Origin of the sequence: Streptomyces sp. NBC_01237 (assembly GCF_035917275.1) — a bacterium.
Taxonomy (GTDB): domain Bacteria; phylum Actinomycetota; class Actinomycetes; order Streptomycetales; family Streptomycetaceae; genus Streptomyces.
In genome coordinates, this window is sequence record NZ_CP108508.1 from 764,673 (window position 1) to 782,919 (window position 18,247).

Here is an 18,247-nt window from a genome sequence, read left to right on the forward strand (position 1 = left end):
GGCCGGCCGGCGGACTGATCGGACGGACATCGCGATGACCGCCGCCGCGACCGGTGAGGCGGTCCTCCACGCCCTCAGACCGCCGGTGTGGATGTCACCGAACTCGTCGTCCGGCCCACGGCCCAAGGATGAGAAGGGCGACAAGCACGTCTGCCACCACGGCTACGGCTACGGCTACGGCTACGGCTACGGCTACGGCTACGGCTACGGCTACGGCTACGGGCGGACGGGGCCGTACCAGACCGTGGTGGCGTTGCAGAACTCGCGGATGCCGTGACCGGCGAGCTCCCGTCCGTAGCCGGAGCGCTTGACTCCGCCGAAGGGCAGCGCCGGGTGCGAGGCCGTCATCCCGTTGAAGAAGACACCGCCCGCCTCCAGGTCGCGTACGCAGCGGTCCATCTCCGCCGGGTCCCTCGTCCATACGTTGGAACTGAGCCCGAACGGGGTGTCGTTGGCCAGGCTCACCGCTTCGTCCAGGTCGGCGACGCGGTAGAGCGTGGCCACCGGGCCGAAGGTCTCCTCGCGGTGGACGCGCATCGACGGGGTGATCCCGGCGAGCACGGTGGGGCGGTAGAACCAGCCCCGGTCCAGGCCGCCGCCCAGGTTCTCCGGCCTGCCGCCGCCGCACAGCACGCTCGCGCCCCGGTCCACGGCGTCGTCGACCAGCTCCTCCAGGTCGGTGCGGCCCTGCTCGCTGGCGAGCGGTCCGATGTCGGTGGACTCCTCCATCGGGTCCCCGACGGTCAGGGCGGCCATGCCCGCGGTGAAGCGCTCGGCGAACGCGTCGTACACGTCGGTGTGGACGATGAAGCGCTTGGCGGCGATGCAGGACTGGCCGTTGTTCTGGACGCGCGCCGTCACCGCCGTCGCGGCCGCCTGCTCGACGTCCGCCGACGGCAGGACGAGGTACGGGTCGCTGCCGCCCAGTTCCAGTACGGTCTTCTTCACCTCGTCGCCCGCGATCGCCGCGACCGAGCGGCCGGCCGGTTCGCTGCCGGTGAGGGTGGCGGCGACGACCCTGCTGTCCCGCAGGATCGCCTCGATGGCGCCGGAGCCGACCAGCAGCGTCCGGAAGCAGCCTGCGGGAAAGCCGGCCCGGTGGAACAGATCCTCCAGGTACAGGGCGGTCCCCGGCACGTTCGAGGCGTGCTTGAGCAGTCCGACGTTGCCCGCCATCAGCGCGGGGGCGGCGAAGCGCACCACCTGCCACAGCGGGAAGTTCCACGGCATCACGGCGAGGACGACGCCGAGGGGGCGGTAGCGGACCAGGGCACGGGAGGCACCGGAGTCGTGCGCGTCGGCGTCCGTGGGGTGCTCGTCGGACAGCAGCCGTTCGGCGTTGGCCGCGTACCAGCGCATCGCCCTGGCGCACTTCGCGGCCTCCGCGCGGGCCGCCCCGATGGGTTTCCCCATTTCGGTGGTCATGGTGCGGGCGATGTCGTCCCGGTCCTCGTCCAGCAGGTCGGCGGCCCGGTTCAGCCGCTCCGCCCGTTCGGCGAACGTGGTGGTCCGGTAGTGGCGGAAGGTGCTCTCGGCGGCGGCGAGCCTGCTCTCGATCTCCTCCTCGCCCAGCGCTTCGTACGCCTTGAGCAGCTCGCCGTTCGCGGGGTTGACCGTCGCGATGGGCATGGCAGTGGCCTCCTTGCATCGGTACTCCGACCGTGCCGCGCCTCGCGCCGCCGCGCAACGCGGCCCCTCGTCCCCCACACGTACCCGGCCGGCGCGGATCATGCGTGCGCGGGGGCACCCGATCCGCACCGGCCGGAGAGCCGTGCGCGACGCTCACACCAGAACGGCGAGCGGCTGGAGCCGGGTTTCGCGTACGCCGTCCGGCGGCGTGAGCGGCAGCAGGTCCGCGGTGCGCGGCGCCTCCGCGTAGCGGGTGAACCAGACCACTTTTCCGTCGGTGGTCCGGCAGGTTCCCCAGCTGTCGCTGAGGGCCATGACCCGGCTCAGTCCGCCGCCGGTGCCGAGCAGCCGGGGCATCTCGCTCCCGTTGTCGGAAACCGACACCGTCAGGTGCCGTCCCGTCCAGCGGAGTTCGATGACGCACGCGTTGTCGTCACCGACATGCCGGCGGACGTTGGTCAGGAGCTCGTCCAGGGCCCGGCACACCGGCCGGACGTGCAGTTCGAGGCTCCAGTGACGCAGGTGTGCGGCGACGATCCGCCGCAGCTGGGGAACCCGCTCTGCGGACACCTGCAGTTCGACCAGGTAGTGCCGGTCGAGTGGAACGGTCATCGTCGAGGCTCCTCACCACGAGGCCCACGTGCTTCACCCTGATGAACCACCGACCCCCGAATACGAAGCGTGAGCACTTATCACGTATGGGTCACTCATTAGGGTGACCCGGCAGTGTCGAATGCGCAACAGATAGGCCATTTGACCTGATAGTGCGGTTTTCGGGGGCCGGATCTTCTGTCGGGCCCGCACTCCCCGGTCGGGAGCCGGTCTCCGCCCCGCACCTTCGACGGGTCAGGGCAGATAGGGCAGAAGCCGGTCCGGGGTGAGCGGCAGTTCACGCAGCCTCGCTCCGGTGGCGTGGCGCACGGCGTTCCCGATGGCGGCGGCGGTGCCGACGATGCCGATCTCCCCGATGCCCTTGCTGCCCATGGGGTTGAGGTGGGGGTCCTCCTCGTCGATCCAGTGGGCCTGGATGTCGGGCACGTCCGCGTGGACCGGCACATGGTAGGAGGCGAGATCGCTCTGGGTGAAGTCGCCGAAGATGGGGTCCATGCTGCTTCCCTCGGTCAGCGCCATGCCCAGACCCATGGCCATGCCGCCGATGAACTGGGAGCGTGCGGTACGGGAGTTGAGGATGCGCCCGGCCGCGTACACGCCGAGCAGCCGGCGTACCCGGATCTCTCCCGTGACGGTGTCGACGGCCACCTCGGCGAAGTGGGCGCCGAAGGCGTGACGCGCGTACGGGGACTCCGCGGCGGTCTCCTCCTCGGTGTCGGCGGTGACGGTGAGCCCGTCGGCCGGGAGCGGCCCGGTGTGCTCGCCCAGCCGTGCGGCGAGGGCGGTGGCGGCCTTGTGCACCGCCCAGCCCCAGGAGGCCGTACCGGAGGAACCGCCGGCCAGCGGGGCGGTGGGCAGGTCGCTGTCGCCGATGGCGATCCGGATGTTCTCCACGGGTGTGCCCAGGACCGAGGCGGCGATCTGCGCGAGGACCGTACGCGCACCGGTGCCGATGTCCGTGGCGTTGACGGCGATGCGGTAGCCGCCGTCCGGGGCCGCGTGCGCCGACGCGCTGGAGCGGGAGACGAGTACGGGGTACGTCGCCGAGGCCACCCCGGTGCCGAGCAGCCACGGCCCGTCCCGGCGGATGGCGGGCGCGGGGTCCCGGTCGTACCAGCCGAAGCGTTCGGCGCCCTCGCGCAGGCAGGCGGACAGACCCCGGCTGCTGAACGGGCGGCCGCTGTCCGGTTCGCTCGCCGGTTCGTTGCGCACGCGCAGTTCGACCGGGTCGACACCGAGCGCGCAGGCCAGTTCGTCCATCGCCGACTCCAGCGCGTACATCCCGGACGCCTCCCCCGGTGCGCGCATCCAGGACGGGCTGGGGACGTCCAGTACGGCCACCCGGTGGGTGGTGCGGCTGTGCGGGGAGATGTACATGGTGCGGGCGGGCACGGCGGACTGCTCGACGAACTCCTTGACCGTGGAGGTGTGGGTGACCGCCTCATGGGCGAGCGCCGTGAGGATTCCGTCGAGGTCGGCGCCGAGCCGTACCCGCTGGAGCGTGGGGGCACGGTGCCCGACGACCCCGGCCAACTGACCTCGAGGCAGGGAGAGTTTGACCGGACGTCCGGTGTGCCGGGCGGCCATCGCGGCGAGCACCACCTGCGGGCGCGCGGTGCCCTTGGAGCCGAAGCCGCCGCCGACGTGCTCGGAGACGACGGTGATCCGCGAGGGTTCGAGGCCGAAGGCGGAGGCGAGGCTGTCGCGGACCGAGGTGGAGCCCTGACTGGAGTCATGGACGCTCAGATGCCCGTCGGCCCACACCGCGGTGGAGGCGTGCGGCTCCATGGGGTGGTTGTGCAGGGCGCCGAGGCGGTAGGTCGCGTCGATCTGTACGGGGGCCGCCCTGAAGGCTCCGTCGAAGTCGCCGCGTTCCCGGACGGCCGGGTGGCCGCCGTTGGCCTGTTCCGGGGTGTAGAGGCCCGGGTGGTCCTCGGTGAGCGTGACATCGTGCGGGGCGCTCGCGTACTCGATGAGGAGGGCCTCGGCGCCCTCCCTGGCGGATTCGAGGCTGTCCGCCACCACGAGGGCGATGTACCAGCCGCGATGCGGGACCCGGTCGTCCTGGAGGAGGGCGAGGATGGGGTCGTCGGGCTCCTTGAGCCGAGGGGCGTTCTCGTGGGTGAGGACGGCGTGGACGCCGGGGACGGCGAGGGCGTCGGCGGTGCGCACGGCGGTGACGCGCCCGGAGGCGATGGCGGCGGGGACGGGCCAGGCGTACAGACAGCCGGGCGGGGTGTGCTCCGACGCGTAGCGCGCGCTGCCGGTGACCTTGTCCAGGGCCTCGCGGCGGACGACGGGGGCGCCCAGCGGGTGGGGGGCGTGGGTCATGGCGGGGTCCTTGATCCGGTGTCGGGTCGTCGGGGCGGGTTCGGGTTGTCGGGGGTTTCAGGTCGTCGGCGCGGGCTGCCCGGTGAGTTCGCCCAGGGCGTCGACCGCCATCCTGCGGGCGAGGTCCACCTTGAACGCGTTGTCGCGCAGCGGCCGGGCGGCGTCGAGTTCGGCGTCCGCGGCCCGCGCGAACGTGGCCCTCGTGGCAGGTGCGCCCCGCAGGACCCCTTCCGCGGTACGGGCGCGCCAGGGTCGGTGGGCGAGTCCGCCGAAGGCCAGTGCGGCGTGTGTGATGCGCCCGTCGCGTACCTGGACGAGCGCGGCGACGGAGGCCAGGGCGAAGGCGTACGAGGCCCGGTCGCGGGCCTTGCGGTAGAGGGAGACGGCGCCGTCGGGGCGCGGTGGGAGCAGCACGTCGGTGATCAGTTCCCCGGGCCGGACGACGGTGTCCTGATCCGGGTTCTCACCGGGCAGCCGGTGGAATTCGGTGAGGGGCACGGCTCGTTCGCCCTCGGGTCCGAGCAGCAGGACGGTGGCGTCGAGCGCGGCGAGGGCGACCGCCATGTCCGAGGGGTTGGTGGCGACGCACTCCGCGGAGTGTCCCAGGACCGCGAGGTCCCGGTGGGCGCCCTCGCGGGCGGGGCAGCCGGAGCCGGGTGAGCGCTTGTTGCAGGGCTTGGAGATGTCCTGGAAGTACGGGCAGCGGGTGCGCTGGAGCAGGTTTCCGCCGGTGGTGGCCGTGTTGCGGAGCTGTCCCGAGGCGCCGGCCAGCAGGGCCTGGGAGAGGGCGGGGTAGTGGACGCGTACGTCCGGATGCGCGGCGAGGTCGCTGTTGCGCACGGTCGCGCCGATGCGCAGGCCGCCGTCCGGGGTACGGGTCACCCGGTCCAGTGGCAGTCCGCCGATGTCGATGAGCAGTCCGGGCGTCTCGACCCCGAGTTTCATCAGGTCGACGAGGTTGGTGCCGCCGCCGAGGAACCGGGAGCCGGGCCGGGCGGCGCCGAGGCGGACCGCCTCGGCGGCGGACGCGGGGCGCAGGTAGGCGAACGGTTTCATGGCGCCACGTCCTCGATCGCTTCGACCATGCGGGGGTAGGCGCCGCAGCGGCACAGATTGCCGCTCATGCGCTCGCGGATCTCGTCCGCGTCCAGGGCGGCGGGTCCGCCGGGCCCGGTGGACCGGGGGGTGACGTGCGAGGGGAAGCCGTCCGCCGCCTCGCCGAGCATGCCGACGGCGGAACAGATCTGTCCCGGAGTGCAGTAGCCGCACTGGAGGGCGTCCCGGTCCACGAAGGCCCGCTGCACGGGGTGCGGCGAGTCCCCGTCGGCCAGTCCCTCGACCGTGGTGACCGAGGCGCCGTCGTGGGCGACGGCCAGCAGCAGACAGCTGTTGGCGCGGCGGCCGTCGACGATCACGGTGCAGGCACCGCACTGCCCGTGGTCGCAGCCCTTCTTCGCCCCGGTGAGCCCCAGGTGCTCACGCAGCATGTCCAGGACGGTGGTGCGGTGGTCGAGGGTCAGGGTCGTCGCCGTGCCGTTGACGTACAGGGTGAGGGTGGAGCGCTCGTCGGCCGCCCGGCGCCGTCCGGTGTCGTGGCTTCCGGCGTCCAGCGGCATGGAGTCGAGGGGTTCCATCAGTGGCTCTCCAGCCGCAGTCGGACTTCTTCCTCCTGGTCACCGGCGGCGGTGCCGACGACCCGTACCGTGAACGCGCCCGTCAGTTGGCCGCGCAATCGCTCGACGGCCCAGTAGCCGCCCTGCACATCGACCGTGACCGGGGCCGAGAGCTGTGCGGGTTCGGCCGGCGCCCTCGCTTCGGACACGTCGACCGTGGCCATCCACACGGTCGGGCGCGGTCCCGCCCCCTCCTGGGGTGCGTCGCTCCCGGGGCGGTCGGAGTCGAAGGAGCGACGCAGCACGTCGAAGACGGTCCTGGCGTCCTCCGTGGCGCATCCGGTCAGCGCGACCACGACTTCGCGGCCCGCCGGGTGGTCTCGACTCTGCTCTCGCGTGCTGTTCACCGTGGTTCCTTCCGCTGGGAGCCGGGAATTCGGGGACCCCCTCCAGGCTCACCCAGCAGCCGGCCGGCGGCGACACGAGAGCGCCACCCGGTTCGCCGGGCACGGGCCGTGCCCGGCGAACCGTGATGATCAGCGGGTCAGGGAGCCGGGCGCACCATATGAAACATTTTTTCTTTTACATCCCCATAAAATATGAATTAACGCAGTTAGTCGACTGTTGGGCTTTATCCGGGGTATGCGGCATGCATGGACGTAACGAACGGAGCCCAGGCTTCCCTCGCCACCACGCTCGCGGACGCGGGAGCCCTCGGGGTCGTGCTGCCCATCGCCGGGGTCGCCGTGGTGGCCGTGCTGATCGGTGCCTTCTGGTGGGGCATGCGCAAACGGGACGCGGAACTGCCGCCTCCGCGCCCCGACGAGCAACCGCACATGCCCGACCACCGCAGCCATATCGAGGAGCCCGACGTGCACGGCTCGGACCGGTTTCCCGAGGACGGCCGGGGCCTGTCACCGTACGAGCTCGGCGACCACGGCAATGAGGTGATCCCGCCCGACGTGGATCCCCCGCAGAACCGATGAAGGCGGTGGGGTCATGAGCACAAGCGCATCGGGTACGGCCCCGGGTCCGGCGCCGCTGACAGGAGCGGGGGCACCGTGCTGGGTCAATCTGATGACCCGCGATCTGGTGGCCGCGCAGCAGTTCTACGGTGAGGTGCTGGGCTGGACGTTCCGCCCGGGGAGGCTCGGCCAGGAGTTCTCCGTCGCACGCCGCGACGGGGTGCCCGTCGCCGGGATCAGCGCCATGTCGGCCGTCTACCAGGTCGCCGTGGCCTGGATGCCGTACTTCGCCGTCGAGGACGCCGATGTCGCCTCCGCCCGGATCCGTGAGCGCAGCGGAACGGTGGCCGTGGGCCCGCTGGCGCTCGGCAAGGGGCGCGGGGTCCTGGCGGCCGACCGGGACGGTGCGGCGTTCGGCCTCTGGGAGCGGACCGCACCCGCCACCTCGCCCCCCGCACCGGAGGACCATTCGCACGCCTGGCTGCGGCTGCGGACCCGGAACGCGTTCGACGCCGCGATCTTCTACGGCGAGGTGCTCGACTGGGCCGGCGGGCGCCCCGGCTGCTGCGACGTGGCGTACGAGGGGGAAGAGGTCATCGTCCGGTGCGAGGGGCGCCCGCTGGCCCGGATCAGCTCCGGAGCGGTGGAAGCGGCCGTGGACCCCGTGGTGCGCCCGCACTGGCAGGTCCAGTTCCCCGTGGCGGACCTGGCCGAAACGGTCGCGGCCGCGCGAGCGCACGGCGGGACGCTGATCGAGGAGCAGGCCGTGCTCCGGGGCCGTGAGGCGACCCTGCGCGACCCGGACGGCGCGCTCTTCACCATCACCGATGTGCGCAGCCCGGCGTCCACGGGGGGCTGACCCCGTCAGTTGGGCGGCCCGGACCGCCGGTGCGGGGCCGTACCCGCGGCGGCGCGGACGCGTTCCCGGAGCGGGAACGCGAACCAGCAGATCAGGAACCACAGCGCCATGCCGCCCGCCAGCCACAGGGCAAGCCCGTTGTGCAGGGTGACACGGAGGATCAGCAGCAGGGCCGAGCACATCGTGCAGAACAGCAGCACGAGCCCGAGCACCGTCAGGCGCGAGGCCCAGGTGACCGTCTGCGGTTTCAGCCGGCGGCCGGTGAGCAGCCGGTGGTACGAGACGGGCCCGATGAGCGTGGCCGCCGTCGCCGCGCCGAGCAGCACCGTCACCACGTAGATGTTGCGGTCGGCCACCGAAAGCTCGGCGAACCGTGGCTGGAAGACCACGGCGAGCAGAAAGCCGAACAGGATCTGCACGCCGGTCTGGGCGACGCGCAACTCCTGGAGCAGATCGCTCCACCGCCGGTCCGCCCGCTCCTCCTCGGTCTCCTGACGCCCGCTGTCCGGGTTCTCCCCGCGGTCCGTGCCCGTGTCCCGGGCACCGCCGGATCTCCGTACCACCGGCTGCCTCCTCACTGCGCCTGTGCGGGTCGGCTCCCTCACGGTGCGCGAGGTGCTACGGGTTCCCCCGGTGCCGCGAGGTGAACCCGGTATCTCCAAGGTGACCGCATCACGGGCGACTCCGCCCGCCGGAACGACCGCGGGGCGACGGCCCGCCCGGCGGGCGGAAACCAGCCATCGCATCCTGGGCTCTCGACGCCCTTCCGCCCGCGCGCCTAGGATCACTCGCACGGCATCGCGCGTCGGTCACCGGCCGGGTGAGGCGTGGAGGTAGCCCGTGAGATGCCCGTTGGAGGCATTCCACAGTGTCAGTCGAGTTGAATCACACCATCGTTCATTGCCGGAACAATCGGGAATCCGCCGAGTTCCTGGCGCACCTTCTGGACCTGGAGGTCGGGGCGGAATGGGGCCCCTTCATTCCGGTCGTCCTCGCGAACGGCGTCACCCTGGACTTCGCGACGATTCCCGAGGGTTCGATCACGATGCAGCACTACGCCTTCCTCATTTCGGAGGCGGAGTTCGACACGGCGTTCGCCCGGATCAAGGAACAGGACATCGCCTACTACGGCGATCCCCACAAGAAGCTCCCCGGCGAGATCAACCACAATGACGGCGGCCGGGGCGTGTACTTCCTCGATCCGAGCGGTCATGCCCTGGAGCTCATCACGCGTCCGTACGGCGGCTGGTCGTAGCCCTCGGACTCCCTGAGCGCGTCGGAACGCGGAGGGCGCCCGGCCACTGCCGGCCGGGCGCCCTCCGCGCCTTCTTCCCGCCCGTCGGCACACTCAGGGGGCGCGCCGACGCGAAGCTCTCGGACCTGGCCGGATCGCTCAAACGACCGCGAGCATCAGTTCGGGCCGGTCCCACATCACCGCGGGCGGGTTGGCGGCCAGTGTGCCGGTGCGCTCGGCCCCCACACTGCGGTAGAAACCCTCGGCGGGCGGGTGCGCGACGATGCGCACACCGCTCAGCCCGGCACGCCGCGCCTCGTCGCGCAGATGGCCGACGAGGAGCCGCCCGATGCCGAGCCCCTGGGCGTCGTCGGCGACGAACATCAGGTCGAGCTCCGGCGGCGAGAGGACCAGCGAGTAGAAGCCGAACACCCGGGGGCCGGCAGCTTCGGTTCCGGGGGCGGCGGCGGTGGCCCCGGTCGTGGCCACGAAGACCCGGTGCGTCTCGATGTAGTCCGGTCCGACCCGGTAGCCCGCCACCATCGGCGCGTAGGGGCCCTCATACGCACGCGAGGTCCTGACCAACCGGGTGAGCCGCTTGGCGTCGCCCGCCGTCGCCCGCCGGATCACCACGTCGTCGCGGTGCGGGCCGCTCCGCGAGGTCGTCATGCGTGACGTCATACAGGAAGTATGACGTATCGGTCAGGTGGGCACTCACAGTCGGCGCCAGCGGGCGGAGGCGAACGAGAACACCCCGAACAGCACGAGGCCGAAGGCGACCGCGATCAGCAGCCATGGACCCGCCGGGGTCGTGGCGAAGCTGCGGAGCGTCTCGTCGACCCCCTTGGCCTCGTCCGGTTGGAAGCGGACCGCCGCGACCACGACGAAGAGACCCGCCGCGGCGAACACGGCGCCGCGAGCCACTCCCCCGCCGACGCCGAGCACCGTGACCGCTCGCTTGGTCCGGCGGCTCATCGCGCCCGTGTCCAGGCGGCGCAGGAAGCGCCTCAGCCCCGCGCGCCCGGCGAGTACGACGCCGACGCCGATCAGCACACAGCCCGCGGCGCCCACCATGACCTGCCCGTAGGGAAGTTCCAGTGCCTTGGCAGTCCAGTCGCGCGACTGGGCGTCGCCGTCGGCCCCCTGACCCTGCCCGGCCGCGTAGACGGCCGTTCCCCAGCCGACGGAGACATAGAAGACGGCCCGGCCCGCGTCCAGCAGCCGCGAACCCGCCTGTTTGGCGCCGCCGCCCTTGCCACGGACCGCGCGGGAGCCCCGCCACAGGGCCATGCCCGCGAAACCGACGACCAGTGTCCACAGCATCACGTTGCCGAACGGCTGCGCGGCGACCTGCCCCAGCGCGCCCTGCCGGTCGGCCTGTTCCCCGCGGTCGCCGAGACCGATCCGGGCCGCCAGGACCCCTATGAGGACATAGACCACGCCGCGGGCCATGAATCCCGCCCGGCCCGCGGCGGTGAACGTCTCGCGCGGGGCGGAGCGTTGCGCGGAGCGTCTGCCTCCCCGCTTCGCTCCACCACGTCGCCCATGGGCGTGTGCTGATGTCACGTCGGCCTCCTTCATCTCCTGGTGCGCGGCACATCTGCGTACAACGCGAGTGCCCGGAGCGAGGACTTCGATGCGTCGGACGTGGGCCGGTCCGGCTCCGACGGGTCCTGCGGGCAGCAGGGAGGCAGGGGGCGGGAAGGGAAGGGCGAGAGGGAGGGAAGGAGACCGAAGGGGGCGAACGCGTCAGGCGCGGCCGTGCTCGGCGCGCCATTCCTGGACGGTGGCCTCGACGTCGAAGGGCGTGAGGTTCAGCGGCGGCCCCGCGGGCGGCATCAGGACCGCCTTCCGGATCTTCTCGTTCACCTCGGTCAGGATCCGCCGCACCTCGGCCTCGTTCCTGGCTCCGGGCAACGCGTCGCGGGCGTCCTCCGCCTCTTTGCGCAGTGCCAGGGCCGGTGGCAGTACGGACAGGCCCTCACGCTGCATCTTCGCCTTGATCCACCACGCCTCGTCGTACGGGCGTTCCAGGCCGGCGAGCGGCTTGCCGAAACCGGGCAGCCGGGAGAAGTCGCCACGCTGTTCGGCCTCACGGATCTGCTTGTCGACCCAGGATTCGAAACTGACCCCGGCCGGCTTCCGTTCAGTCACCGCGTGCCCCTCTCGAAGGTCTTCCGATCCAGCACATTCACGATACACAGACCGCCGCAGCCGGCAGGTGCCCTCGCTGGGCGCGGTCGCCGTGAAGAGCACCTCCGTGCCGGGTCCGCCCTCGTTCGGGTGGGAGTACAGAGGGGCCGGGTCGCCCGAGTGCAGGGCGACGAGGTGCCCGTACGCCCAAAACAGGGCCGGAGGCCGGTGACCGGGCGGCCGTTCCTGCTCACGGTGAGGCCGAGACCGCCCGGCTCTCCGGCGCGCAGAGCGCCCCCAGGGGTGTTGGGCCGAGCTCGGGGCAGCCCTCAGACGGGCATCACCAGTTCGCCGCGCAGCCGCTCCATCGCGGATTCGGGGATCCGCAGCCCGTCACGCACATATCCGTCGAGCCCGCCCCACCGCTCCTCCATGGCATCCAGCGCCACGTCCAGATAGCGGGGGCGGACCTCGGTGATCGCGGAGGCGATGTCGGGGTCGCCGCCCGCGTCGAGGAACTTCTGGACGTACGGCGCGAATGCCGCCCGCACCGCCGGGTTCACCGCCAGGAACTCCGCCCTGACGACCTCCCTCGACGCGCCCACGATCATCAGGAGGAGGGCCGCCGCCCAGCCGGTACGGTCCTTGCCCGCCGTGCAGTGGAAGAGCACCGGTCTCGCCCGTGGATCGGCCGCCGTCTCCACCAGAGCCCGGTACGCTGCCGCGGCACCGGGCGAGAGCACCAGCTGCCGATAGGTGTCGGCGAACAGCCCCTCGGCCCTGCCGCCGCCCAGCGCCCGGCTCGCCTCCTCCGGGTCGGCCAGCAGCGCCCGCAGCCTGGCCGGGGCGACACCCGGGTGCCCCCCGAGCACATCGGCGACGAAGAGCCTGGCCCCGGCCGGCAGCCGGTCCGGGGCCCACTGGCGCTCATCGGCGGTGCGCAGATCGACAACGGTACGGATGCCGAGTGCGGCCACCGCCATGTCGCGCTGCGGATCGAGGTCGCTCAATTGCCCCGAGCGCAGGAGGACTCCCTGCCGCACCCGGCGGCCGCACCCCAGGGCGATGCCGCCCAGATCGCGCAGATTGACAACGGTGGCGGCCGGGACGGCCCGGGCGGTCTGCACGATGAAATGCCTCTTTTCCTGATTAACTACGTGAATTACGCATATCAGGATCAACGTCGCATGCGGCGCGGGAATCGACAACGGAAAACGCCGGACACCACTCCGGGGCATCGGCCGGTCGCCGATCCCCGGCGGGCGCGGAGCGGCCCGCCACACCCGCGCGGCCCCTCCGACGCCGCACGGCCCGGCCGGTTACGCCACGGTACGTAAAGGATCAAGTGCGTTCCGGAGAGGGCAAGGTCACAGACGGTGCCCCTGCTGCTCATTCCATGCCCTGACCTAACATCTGAGCATGACGGTCCTGCCTGCTGACGGGCTCCCTCCGGCCGCCGGGTTCCCTGACCCCTCCCATGACCAGTGGCAGAGCCTCGTCGAAGGCGTACTGCGCAAGTCGGGCAAGGAAGTCTCGGGCGCGGCAGCGGAGGAAGCGCTGTCCACCACGCTGGAGGACGGGCTCACCACCCGGCCCCTCTACACCTCGCACGACACCTCGCCCGACACCGGTTTTCCCGGCTTCGCCCCCTTCACCAGAGGCAGCAGGGCGGAGGGGACGGCAGCGGCCGGCTGGGATGTCCGGCAGCGCCACGCGCTGCCGGACCCCGCCCGGCTCAACGAGGCCGTGCTCGGCGATCTGGAGAACGGCGTCACCTCACTGTGGCTGACCGTGGGCGCCCCCACCGGGATTCCGGTCTCCGGCCTCGCCCGCGCGCTGGACGGCGTCTATCTCGACCTGGCACCCGTCGCCCTCGACGCCCCCACCGAATTCGATTCAGCGGTACGGGAGTTGCTCCGCCTGTACGAGGAGCGGGGAGTACCGAAGGCCGCCGCGCGCGGCAGTCTCGGCGCGGACCCGCTCGGACAGGCGGCCCGCACCGGCGCCGAGCCCGACCTCACCGCCGCCGTCCACTGGGCTGGGGTGTGCGACCGCGAGTACCCCGGGCTGCGTGCGATGGGCGTGGACGCGCTGCCGTACCACGGCGCCGGTGGCTCGGCCGCCGAGGAACTGGGTCTCTCCCTGGCGACCGGGGTCGCCTATCTGCGGGCGCTGACCGGGGCCGGGATGTCCGTCGAAGCGGCCTGCGCACAGCTGGAGTTCCGTTACGCGGCCACCGCCGACCAGTTCCTGACCATCGCCAAGCTGCGGGCCGCGCGCCGGCTGTGGGCGCGGGTCGCCGAGGCGTGCGGGGCCGCCGGAGCGGGGGCGCAGCGTCAGCACGCCGTGACCTCACCGGTGATGATGACGCGCCGTGATCCGTGGGTGAACATGCTCCGGACCACACTGGCCGCGCTGGCCGCGGGCGTCGGCGGGGCCGACGCCGTCACCGTACTGCCGTTCGATCACGCGCTGGGCCTGCCGGACGCGTTCGCCCGGCGGATCGCCCGCAACACCTCGACGATCCTGATGGAGGAGTCGCATCTGGCGCGGGTCATCGACCCGGCGGGCGGTTCCTGGTACGTGGAGCGGCTCACCGACGAACTCGCCGCCGCCGCCTGGTCCTTCTTCCAGGAGATCGAACGGGCGGGCGGCCTGGCCACCGCCCTGCGCTCCGGGCTGGTCGCGGAGCGGCTCGCGGCCACCTGGGCGGCCCGGTCCAAGGACCTGGCCCGGCGCAAGGAGCCGGTGACCGGGGTCAGCGAGTTCCCGCAGCTGATGGAGCGGCCGGTGGAGCGCGAGCCCGTGCCCGCCGGCCCCGGCGCACCGGAGGGCGGGCTGCCGAAGGTCCGCCGTGACGAGGCGTTCGAGGCGCTGCGGGCCCGTTCGGACGCTCATCTGGCGGCGACGGGGGCGCGCCCGAAGGTGTTCATCGCCGCACTGGGCCCCGCTTCGGCACACACGGCGCGGGCTTCCTTCGCGGCGAACCTCTTCCTCGCCGGCGGGATCGAGGCGGTGCACGACCCGGTGTCGGTGGACGCGTCGACGGCCGCCGGGGCGTTCGCCGCCAGTGGGGCGACGGTCGCGTGCCTGTGCTCCTCCGACCCGCTCTACGCGGAGCACGCGGAAGGGGTGACTTCGGCGCTCAGGTCCGCGGGCGCCGGTCAGGTGTTCCTCGCCGGACGGCCCGGAGATCACCCCGGCGTCGACTCCTTCGTATTCGCCGGCTGCGACGCGATCGCCGTCCTCTCCTCCGTACTCGACCGCATGGGAGTGGCGTGATGCAGACCCCCGACACCCGCGAGACCTCCATGGCCGCGGGGACACCCGTGAGCCCGGTGCCGGACTTCTCCACCGTCCCGCTGGAGTCCCAGGCACCGCCCACCGCGACGGCCGACGCGTGGCGGGCCGCGGTGAAGGAGTCGACCGGCGGCCCTGAGACCGATCTGCTGTGGGAGACCCCCGAGGGCATCACGGTCAAGCCGCTGTACACCGGGCAGGACCTCGACGGTCTGGACTCCCTGGGGACGTACCCCGGCATCGCGCCGTATCTGCGCGGCCCGTACCCGACGATGTACGTGAACCAGCCGTGGACGATCCGTCAGTACGCGGGTTTCTCCACGGCCGAGGAGTCCAACGCCTTCTACCGGCGCAACCTCGCGGCGGGGCAGAAGGGCCTCTCGGTCGCGTTCGATCTGCCGACCCACCGCGGCTACGACAGCGATCACCCCCGGGTGACGGGCGATGTCGGCATGGCGGGGGTCGCGATCGACTCGATCTACGACATGCGTCAGCTGTTCGACGGCATCCCGCTGGACAGGATGTCGGTGTCGATGACGATGAACGGTGCGGTGCTCCCCGTGCTGGCGCTGTACATCGTGGCCGCCGAGGAGCAGGGCGTACCGCCGGAGAAGCTGGCCGGGACCATTCAGAACGACATCCTCAAGGAGTTCATGGTCCGCAACACCTACATCTATCCGCCCGGCCCCTCGATGCGGATCATCTCCGACATCTTCGCGTTCACCTCGCAGAGGATGCCGCGCTACAACTCGATCTCCATCTCCGGCTATCACATCCAGGAGGCCGGGGCGACGGCCGATCTGGAGCTGGCCTACACCCTGGCCGACGGTGTGGAGTATCTGCGGGCGGGCCGGGCGGCGGGGCTCGACGTCGACGCGTTCGCACCGCGGCTCTCCTTCTTCTGGGCGATCGGCATGAACTTCTTCATGGAGATCGCCAAGCTGCGGGCGGCCCGGCTGCTGTGGGCCAGGCTCGTCAAGGAGTTCGAGCCGAAGAACGCCAAGTCCCTCTCCCTGCGGACCCATTCGCAGACCTCGGGCTGGTCCCTGACCGCGCAGGACGTGTTCAACAACGTCACCCGCACCTGTGTGGAGGCCATGGCCGCCACCCAGGGGCACACCCAGTCGCTCCACACGAACGCCCTGGATGAGGCCCTGGCCCTGCCGACGGACTTCTCGGCGCGGATCGCCCGCAACACCCAGCTGCTGCTCCAGCAGGAGTCCGGCACCTGCCGGGTCATCGACCCGTGGGGCGGCAGCGCGTACGTGGAGAAGCTGACGCACGACCTGGCGGAGCGGGCCTGGCAGCACATCGAGGAGGTCGAGGCGGCCGGAGGGATGGCGAAGGCCATCGACGCCGGCATCCCCAAGCTCCGGGTCGAGGAGGCCGCCGCCCGCACCCAGGCCCGGATCGACTCGGGGCGCCAGCCCGTCATCGGGGTCAACAAGTACCGGGTGGAGACCGATGAGCAGATCGATGTGCTCAAGGTCGACAACTCCTCCGTCCGCACCCAGCAGATCGAGAAGCTGCGCCGGCTGCGCGAGGAACGCGACGAGAGGGTCTGCCAGGACGCGTTGCGCGCGCTGACGGACGCGGCCGGACGGGAGCCGGGGCCGGGCCTGGAGGGCAATCTGCTGGCGCTGGCGGTCGAGGCCGCGCGCGCCATGGCCACGGTCGGGGAGATCTCGGACGCTCTGGAGAAGGTCTACGGCAGGCACGCGGGCCAGATCCGTACGATCTCCGGGGTGTACCGCAAAGAGGCAGGAGAGTCCCCCTCGGTGGACCGCACGCGCAAGCTGGTCGACGAGTTCGAGGAGGCCGAGGGCCGCCGTCCGCGCATCCTGGTGGCCAAGATGGGCCAGGACGGCCACGACCGCGGCCAGAAGGTGATCGCGACCGCCTTCGCCGACCTGGGCTTCGACGTCGACGTCGGCCCGCTCTTCCAGACGCCGGGCGAGGTCGCCCGCCAGGCGGTCGAGGCCGACGTGCACATCGTGGGCGTCTCCTCGCTGGCCGCCGGGCACCTCACCCTCGTCCCGGCGCTGCGCGAGGAACTGGCCGCGGAGGGGCGCGAGGACATCATGATCGTGGTGGGCGGGGTGATTCCGCCGCAGGACATCGAGGCCCTGCACGAGGCGGGCGCCGCCTCGGTGTTCCCGCCGGGAACGGTGATCCCGGACGCCGCACACGACCTGGTCACGCGGCTCGCCGCCGCGCTCGGCCACGAGCTGTGAGCCGCTGACCGGATGGCTGTGAAGATCGACATCGACGCCTATGTCAACGGGGTGCTCGACGGGAAACGGGCGTTCATCGCCCGCGCCATCACTCTCGTCGAGTCGACCCGCCCCGATCACCGGGCGCTGGCCCAGCGTCTGCTCGGTGAGCTGCTGCCGCATTCCGGGCGGGCCCGGCGCATCGGCGTCAGCGGAGTGCCCGGCGTGGGCAAGTCCACGTTCATCGACGCCCTCGGCACCATGCTCACGGGGCTCGGGCACCGGGTCGCGGTGCTGGCTGTCGACCCGTCGTCCAGCCGCACGGGCGGCTCCATCCTGGGTGACAAGACCAGGATGGAACGGCTGGCCGTCGACCGGAACGCGTTCGTACGCCCCTCGCCCACCGCCGGAACACTGGGCGGGGTGGCACGGGCGACCCGTGAGTCCATGGTGGTCATGGAGGCGGCGGGTTACGACGTGGTGCTGGTGGAAACGGTCGGCGTCGGCCAGTCCGAGACGGCCGTCGCCAACATGGTCGACACGTTCCTGCTGCTCACCCTGGCCCGCACCGGCGATCAGCTCCAGGGCATCAAGAAGGGGGTGCTGGAGCTGGCGGACGCCATCGCGGTCAACAAGGCCGACGGTCCGCACGAGCGCGATGCCCGTTCGGCGGCGCGTGAACTGGCGGGCGCGCTGCGGTTGATGCACCCGGTCGACGCCGCCTGGACTCCCCCGGTCCTCACCTGCAGCGCCCGGGAGTCGAGCGGTCTCGACACGCTGTGGGAGCGGCTGGAGCAGCACCGGTCCCTCCTGGAGTCCACGGGGCGGCTGGTGGCCAAGCGCAGCGAGCAGCAGGTGGACTGGACATGGACGATGGTCCGCGACGACCTGCTGGACAGCCTGCGCAACCATCCGGCGGTACGGGAGCTCGCCCCGGATCTCGAACACCGCGTACGGGAAGGCGAGTTGACGGCCACACTCGCCGCCGAGCGCATTCTCGGTGTCTTCCGCGGCGACGGCGACGCTGTCGATGGCAGCGGTGACGGCGATGGGACGACGCCGGGGCCGCGCGGCTGATCGGCCGGACGCCCCCGCCCCCGCACCGGGCCTCGACCTTGTGCGGGGGCGGCAGGCAGGCAGTAGTAGTGCGGTGCGGGCTGCCCGGCGGCGGCGGTCGGGCGGTCGGCCTTCCGTCCGTCGCCCCCCTCTCCCCTTGCCTCCATTCTTAGTGGTACAGTGCGAACAGCACGTGTGTAAGCCCCCGTATTCGGGCTCCGGTGCTAATTTCTCTCCCCCGCTGTTGCGCTCGTCCTTCTCAGGACCCGTGATCCAGCTTTCTCGCACCACTTCTCAGTCCG

At 71.7% G+C, this 18,247-nt stretch carries 18 protein-coding genes; 7 read left to right on the forward strand and 11 right to left on the reverse strand.

The window, feature by feature from the left end; genetic code table 11:
* The first annotated feature begins 34 nt into the window (after positions 1–34).
* Positions 35–277 (forward strand): hypothetical protein, encoded by a 243-nt coding sequence (locus OG251_RS03495; protein WP_326675575.1) that lies wholly within the window; start codon positions 35–37, stop codon positions 275–277.
* Here OG251_RS03495 and OG251_RS03500 read toward each other — a convergent pair.
* The 6 genes from OG251_RS03500 to OG251_RS03525 form a co-directional block, all read right to left on the reverse strand.
* Positions 217–1,629 carry an NADP-dependent succinic semialdehyde dehydrogenase gene (locus OG251_RS03500; protein WP_326675576.1) on the reverse strand — a complete coding sequence of 471 codons (1,413 nt, stop codon included), beginning with the start codon at positions 1,627–1,629 and terminating at the stop codon, positions 217–219. The two genes, OG251_RS03495 and OG251_RS03500, sit on opposite strands and share 61 nt — an antisense overlap.
* A gap of 153 nt (positions 1,630–1,782) precedes the next feature.
* Positions 1,783–2,241, reverse strand: a complete 459-nt coding sequence (locus OG251_RS03505; RefSeq protein WP_326675578.1) for an ATP-binding protein — start codon at positions 2,239–2,241, stop codon at positions 1,783–1,785.
* 234 nt (positions 2,242–2,475) lie between these two features.
* Positions 2,476–4,572, reverse strand: coding sequence for a xanthine dehydrogenase family protein molybdopterin-binding subunit (locus tag OG251_RS03510; protein WP_326675580.1), 2,097 nt, complete (start codon positions 4,570–4,572; stop codon positions 2,476–2,478).
* 57 nt (positions 4,573–4,629) lie between these two features.
* Entirely contained in the window at positions 4,630–5,628 is a 999-nt protein-coding gene (locus OG251_RS03515) for an FAD binding domain-containing protein (protein WP_326675581.1), read from the reverse strand.
* Positions 5,625–6,188 (reverse strand): 2Fe-2S iron-sulfur cluster-binding protein, encoded by a 564-nt coding sequence (locus tag OG251_RS03520; protein ID WP_326681131.1) that lies wholly within the window; start codon positions 6,186–6,188, stop codon positions 5,625–5,627. Before OG251_RS03520 ends, OG251_RS03515 begins: the two co-directional genes overlap by 4 nt.
* A 17-nt stretch (positions 6,189–6,205) precedes the next feature.
* A complete protein-coding gene (locus OG251_RS03525) occupies positions 6,206–6,592 on the reverse strand; it encodes a hypothetical protein (protein ID WP_326675583.1) in 387 nt (128 codons plus the stop codon).
* A 246-nt stretch (positions 6,593–6,838) separates the two neighbouring features.
* On the opposite strand from OG251_RS03525, the gene OG251_RS03530 reads away from it, so the two are divergent.
* Positions 6,839–7,171, forward strand: coding sequence for a DUF6479 family protein (locus OG251_RS03530; protein ID WP_326675584.1), 333 nt, complete (start codon positions 6,839–6,841; stop codon positions 7,169–7,171).
* A gap of 13 nt (positions 7,172–7,184) precedes the next feature.
* Positions 7,185–8,009 (forward strand): VOC family protein, encoded by an 825-nt coding sequence (locus tag OG251_RS03535; protein ID WP_326675585.1) that lies wholly within the window; start codon positions 7,185–7,187, stop codon positions 8,007–8,009.
* A 5-nt stretch (positions 8,010–8,014) separates the two neighbouring features.
* On the opposite strand, the gene OG251_RS03540 is transcribed toward OG251_RS03535, so the two are convergent.
* Positions 8,015–8,572: a DUF6328 family protein gene (locus OG251_RS03540; RefSeq protein WP_326675586.1), complete on the reverse strand. Its 558-nt coding sequence runs from the start codon at positions 8,570–8,572 to the stop codon at positions 8,015–8,017.
* 305 nt (positions 8,573–8,877) lie between these two features.
* On the opposite strand from OG251_RS03540, the gene OG251_RS03545 reads away from it, so the two are divergent.
* Entirely contained in the window at positions 8,878–9,264 is a 387-nt protein-coding gene (locus OG251_RS03545; RefSeq protein WP_326675588.1) for a VOC family protein, read from the forward strand.
* A gap of 138 nt (positions 9,265–9,402) precedes the next feature.
* On the opposite strand, the gene OG251_RS03550 is transcribed toward OG251_RS03545, so the two are convergent.
* The 4 genes from OG251_RS03550 to OG251_RS03565 all read right to left on the reverse strand — a co-directional run bounded on the left by OG251_RS03550 (position 9,403) and on the right by OG251_RS03565 (position 12,503).
* The gene (locus OG251_RS03550) at positions 9,403–9,924 is read right to left on the reverse strand and encodes a GNAT family N-acetyltransferase (protein ID WP_326675590.1); all 522 of its coding nucleotides are present in this window, start codon (positions 9,922–9,924) and stop codon (positions 9,403–9,405) included.
* A gap of 33 nt (positions 9,925–9,957) precedes the next feature.
* Positions 9,958–10,809: a DUF1206 domain-containing protein gene (locus OG251_RS03555; RefSeq protein ID WP_326675591.1), complete on the reverse strand. Its 852-nt coding sequence runs from the start codon at positions 10,807–10,809 to the stop codon at positions 9,958–9,960.
* 183 nt (positions 10,810–10,992) lie between these two features.
* On the reverse strand, positions 10,993–11,397 hold the full coding sequence (locus OG251_RS03560; RefSeq protein WP_326675592.1) for a J-domain-containing protein: 405 nt from the start codon (positions 11,395–11,397) through the stop codon (positions 10,993–10,995).
* Positions 11,398–11,705: 308 nt separating this feature from the next.
* Positions 11,706–12,503, reverse strand: a complete 798-nt coding sequence (locus tag OG251_RS03565; protein WP_326675593.1) for a tyrosine-protein phosphatase — start codon at positions 12,501–12,503, stop codon at positions 11,706–11,708.
* A gap of 292 nt (positions 12,504–12,795) precedes the next feature.
* On the opposite strand from OG251_RS03565, the gene OG251_RS03570 reads away from it, so the two are divergent.
* The 3 genes from OG251_RS03570 to meaB are packed head-to-tail and all read left to right on the forward strand — an operon-like array spanning position 12,796 to position 17,966.
* Positions 12,796–14,658, forward strand: a complete 1,863-nt coding sequence (locus OG251_RS03570; RefSeq protein WP_326675594.1) for a methylmalonyl-CoA mutase family protein — start codon at positions 12,796–12,798, stop codon at positions 14,656–14,658.
* Positions 14,658–16,910, forward strand: a complete 2,253-nt coding sequence (scpA, locus tag OG251_RS03575) for a methylmalonyl-CoA mutase (protein WP_326675595.1) — start codon at positions 14,658–14,660, stop codon at positions 16,908–16,910. The genes OG251_RS03570 and scpA overlap by 1 nt, the downstream gene beginning before the upstream one ends.
* A gap of 12 nt (positions 16,911–16,922) precedes the next feature.
* The gene (meaB, locus tag OG251_RS03580) at positions 16,923–17,966 is read left to right on the forward strand and encodes a methylmalonyl Co-A mutase-associated GTPase MeaB (RefSeq protein WP_326675596.1); all 1,044 of its coding nucleotides are present in this window, start codon (positions 16,923–16,925) and stop codon (positions 17,964–17,966) included.
* Positions 17,967–18,247: the final 281 nt, after the last annotated feature.

Bases quoted from the DNA above. Each gene is read 5' to 3' on its own strand.
- OG251_RS03520 (WP_326681131.1), bottom strand. From the start codon at position 6,188: ATGCCGCTGGACGCCGGAAGCCACGACACCGGACGGCGCCGGGCGGCC.
- OG251_RS03500 (WP_326675576.1), bottom strand. From the start codon at position 1,629: ATGCCCATCGCGACGGTCAACCCCGCGAACGGCGAGCTGCTCAAGGCG.
- scpA (WP_326675595.1), top strand. From the start codon at position 14,658: ATGCAGACCCCCGACACCCGCGAGACCTCCATGGCCGCGGGGACACCC.
- OG251_RS03505 (WP_326675578.1), bottom strand. From the start codon at position 2,241: ATGACCGTTCCACTCGACCGGCACTACCTGGTCGAACTGCAGGTGTCC.
- OG251_RS03510 (WP_326675580.1), bottom strand. From the start codon at position 4,572: ATGACCCACGCCCCCCACCCGCTGGGCGCCCCCGTCGTCCGCCGCGAG.
- OG251_RS03495 (WP_326675575.1), top strand. From the start codon at position 35: ATGACCGCCGCCGCGACCGGTGAGGCGGTCCTCCACGCCCTCAGACCG.
- OG251_RS03550 (WP_326675590.1), bottom strand. From the start codon at position 9,924: ATGACGTCACGCATGACGACCTCGCGGAGCGGCCCGCACCGCGACGAC.
- OG251_RS03515 (WP_326675581.1), bottom strand. From the start codon at position 5,628: ATGAAACCGTTCGCCTACCTGCGCCCCGCGTCCGCCGCCGAGGCGGTC.
- meaB (WP_326675596.1), top strand. From the start codon at position 16,923: ATGGCTGTGAAGATCGACATCGACGCCTATGTCAACGGGGTGCTCGAC.
- OG251_RS03530 (WP_326675584.1), top strand. From the start codon at position 6,839: ATGGACGTAACGAACGGAGCCCAGGCTTCCCTCGCCACCACGCTCGCG.
- OG251_RS03535 (WP_326675585.1), top strand. From the start codon at position 7,185: ATGAGCACAAGCGCATCGGGTACGGCCCCGGGTCCGGCGCCGCTGACA.
- OG251_RS03570 (WP_326675594.1), top strand. From the start codon at position 12,796: ATGACGGTCCTGCCTGCTGACGGGCTCCCTCCGGCCGCCGGGTTCCCT.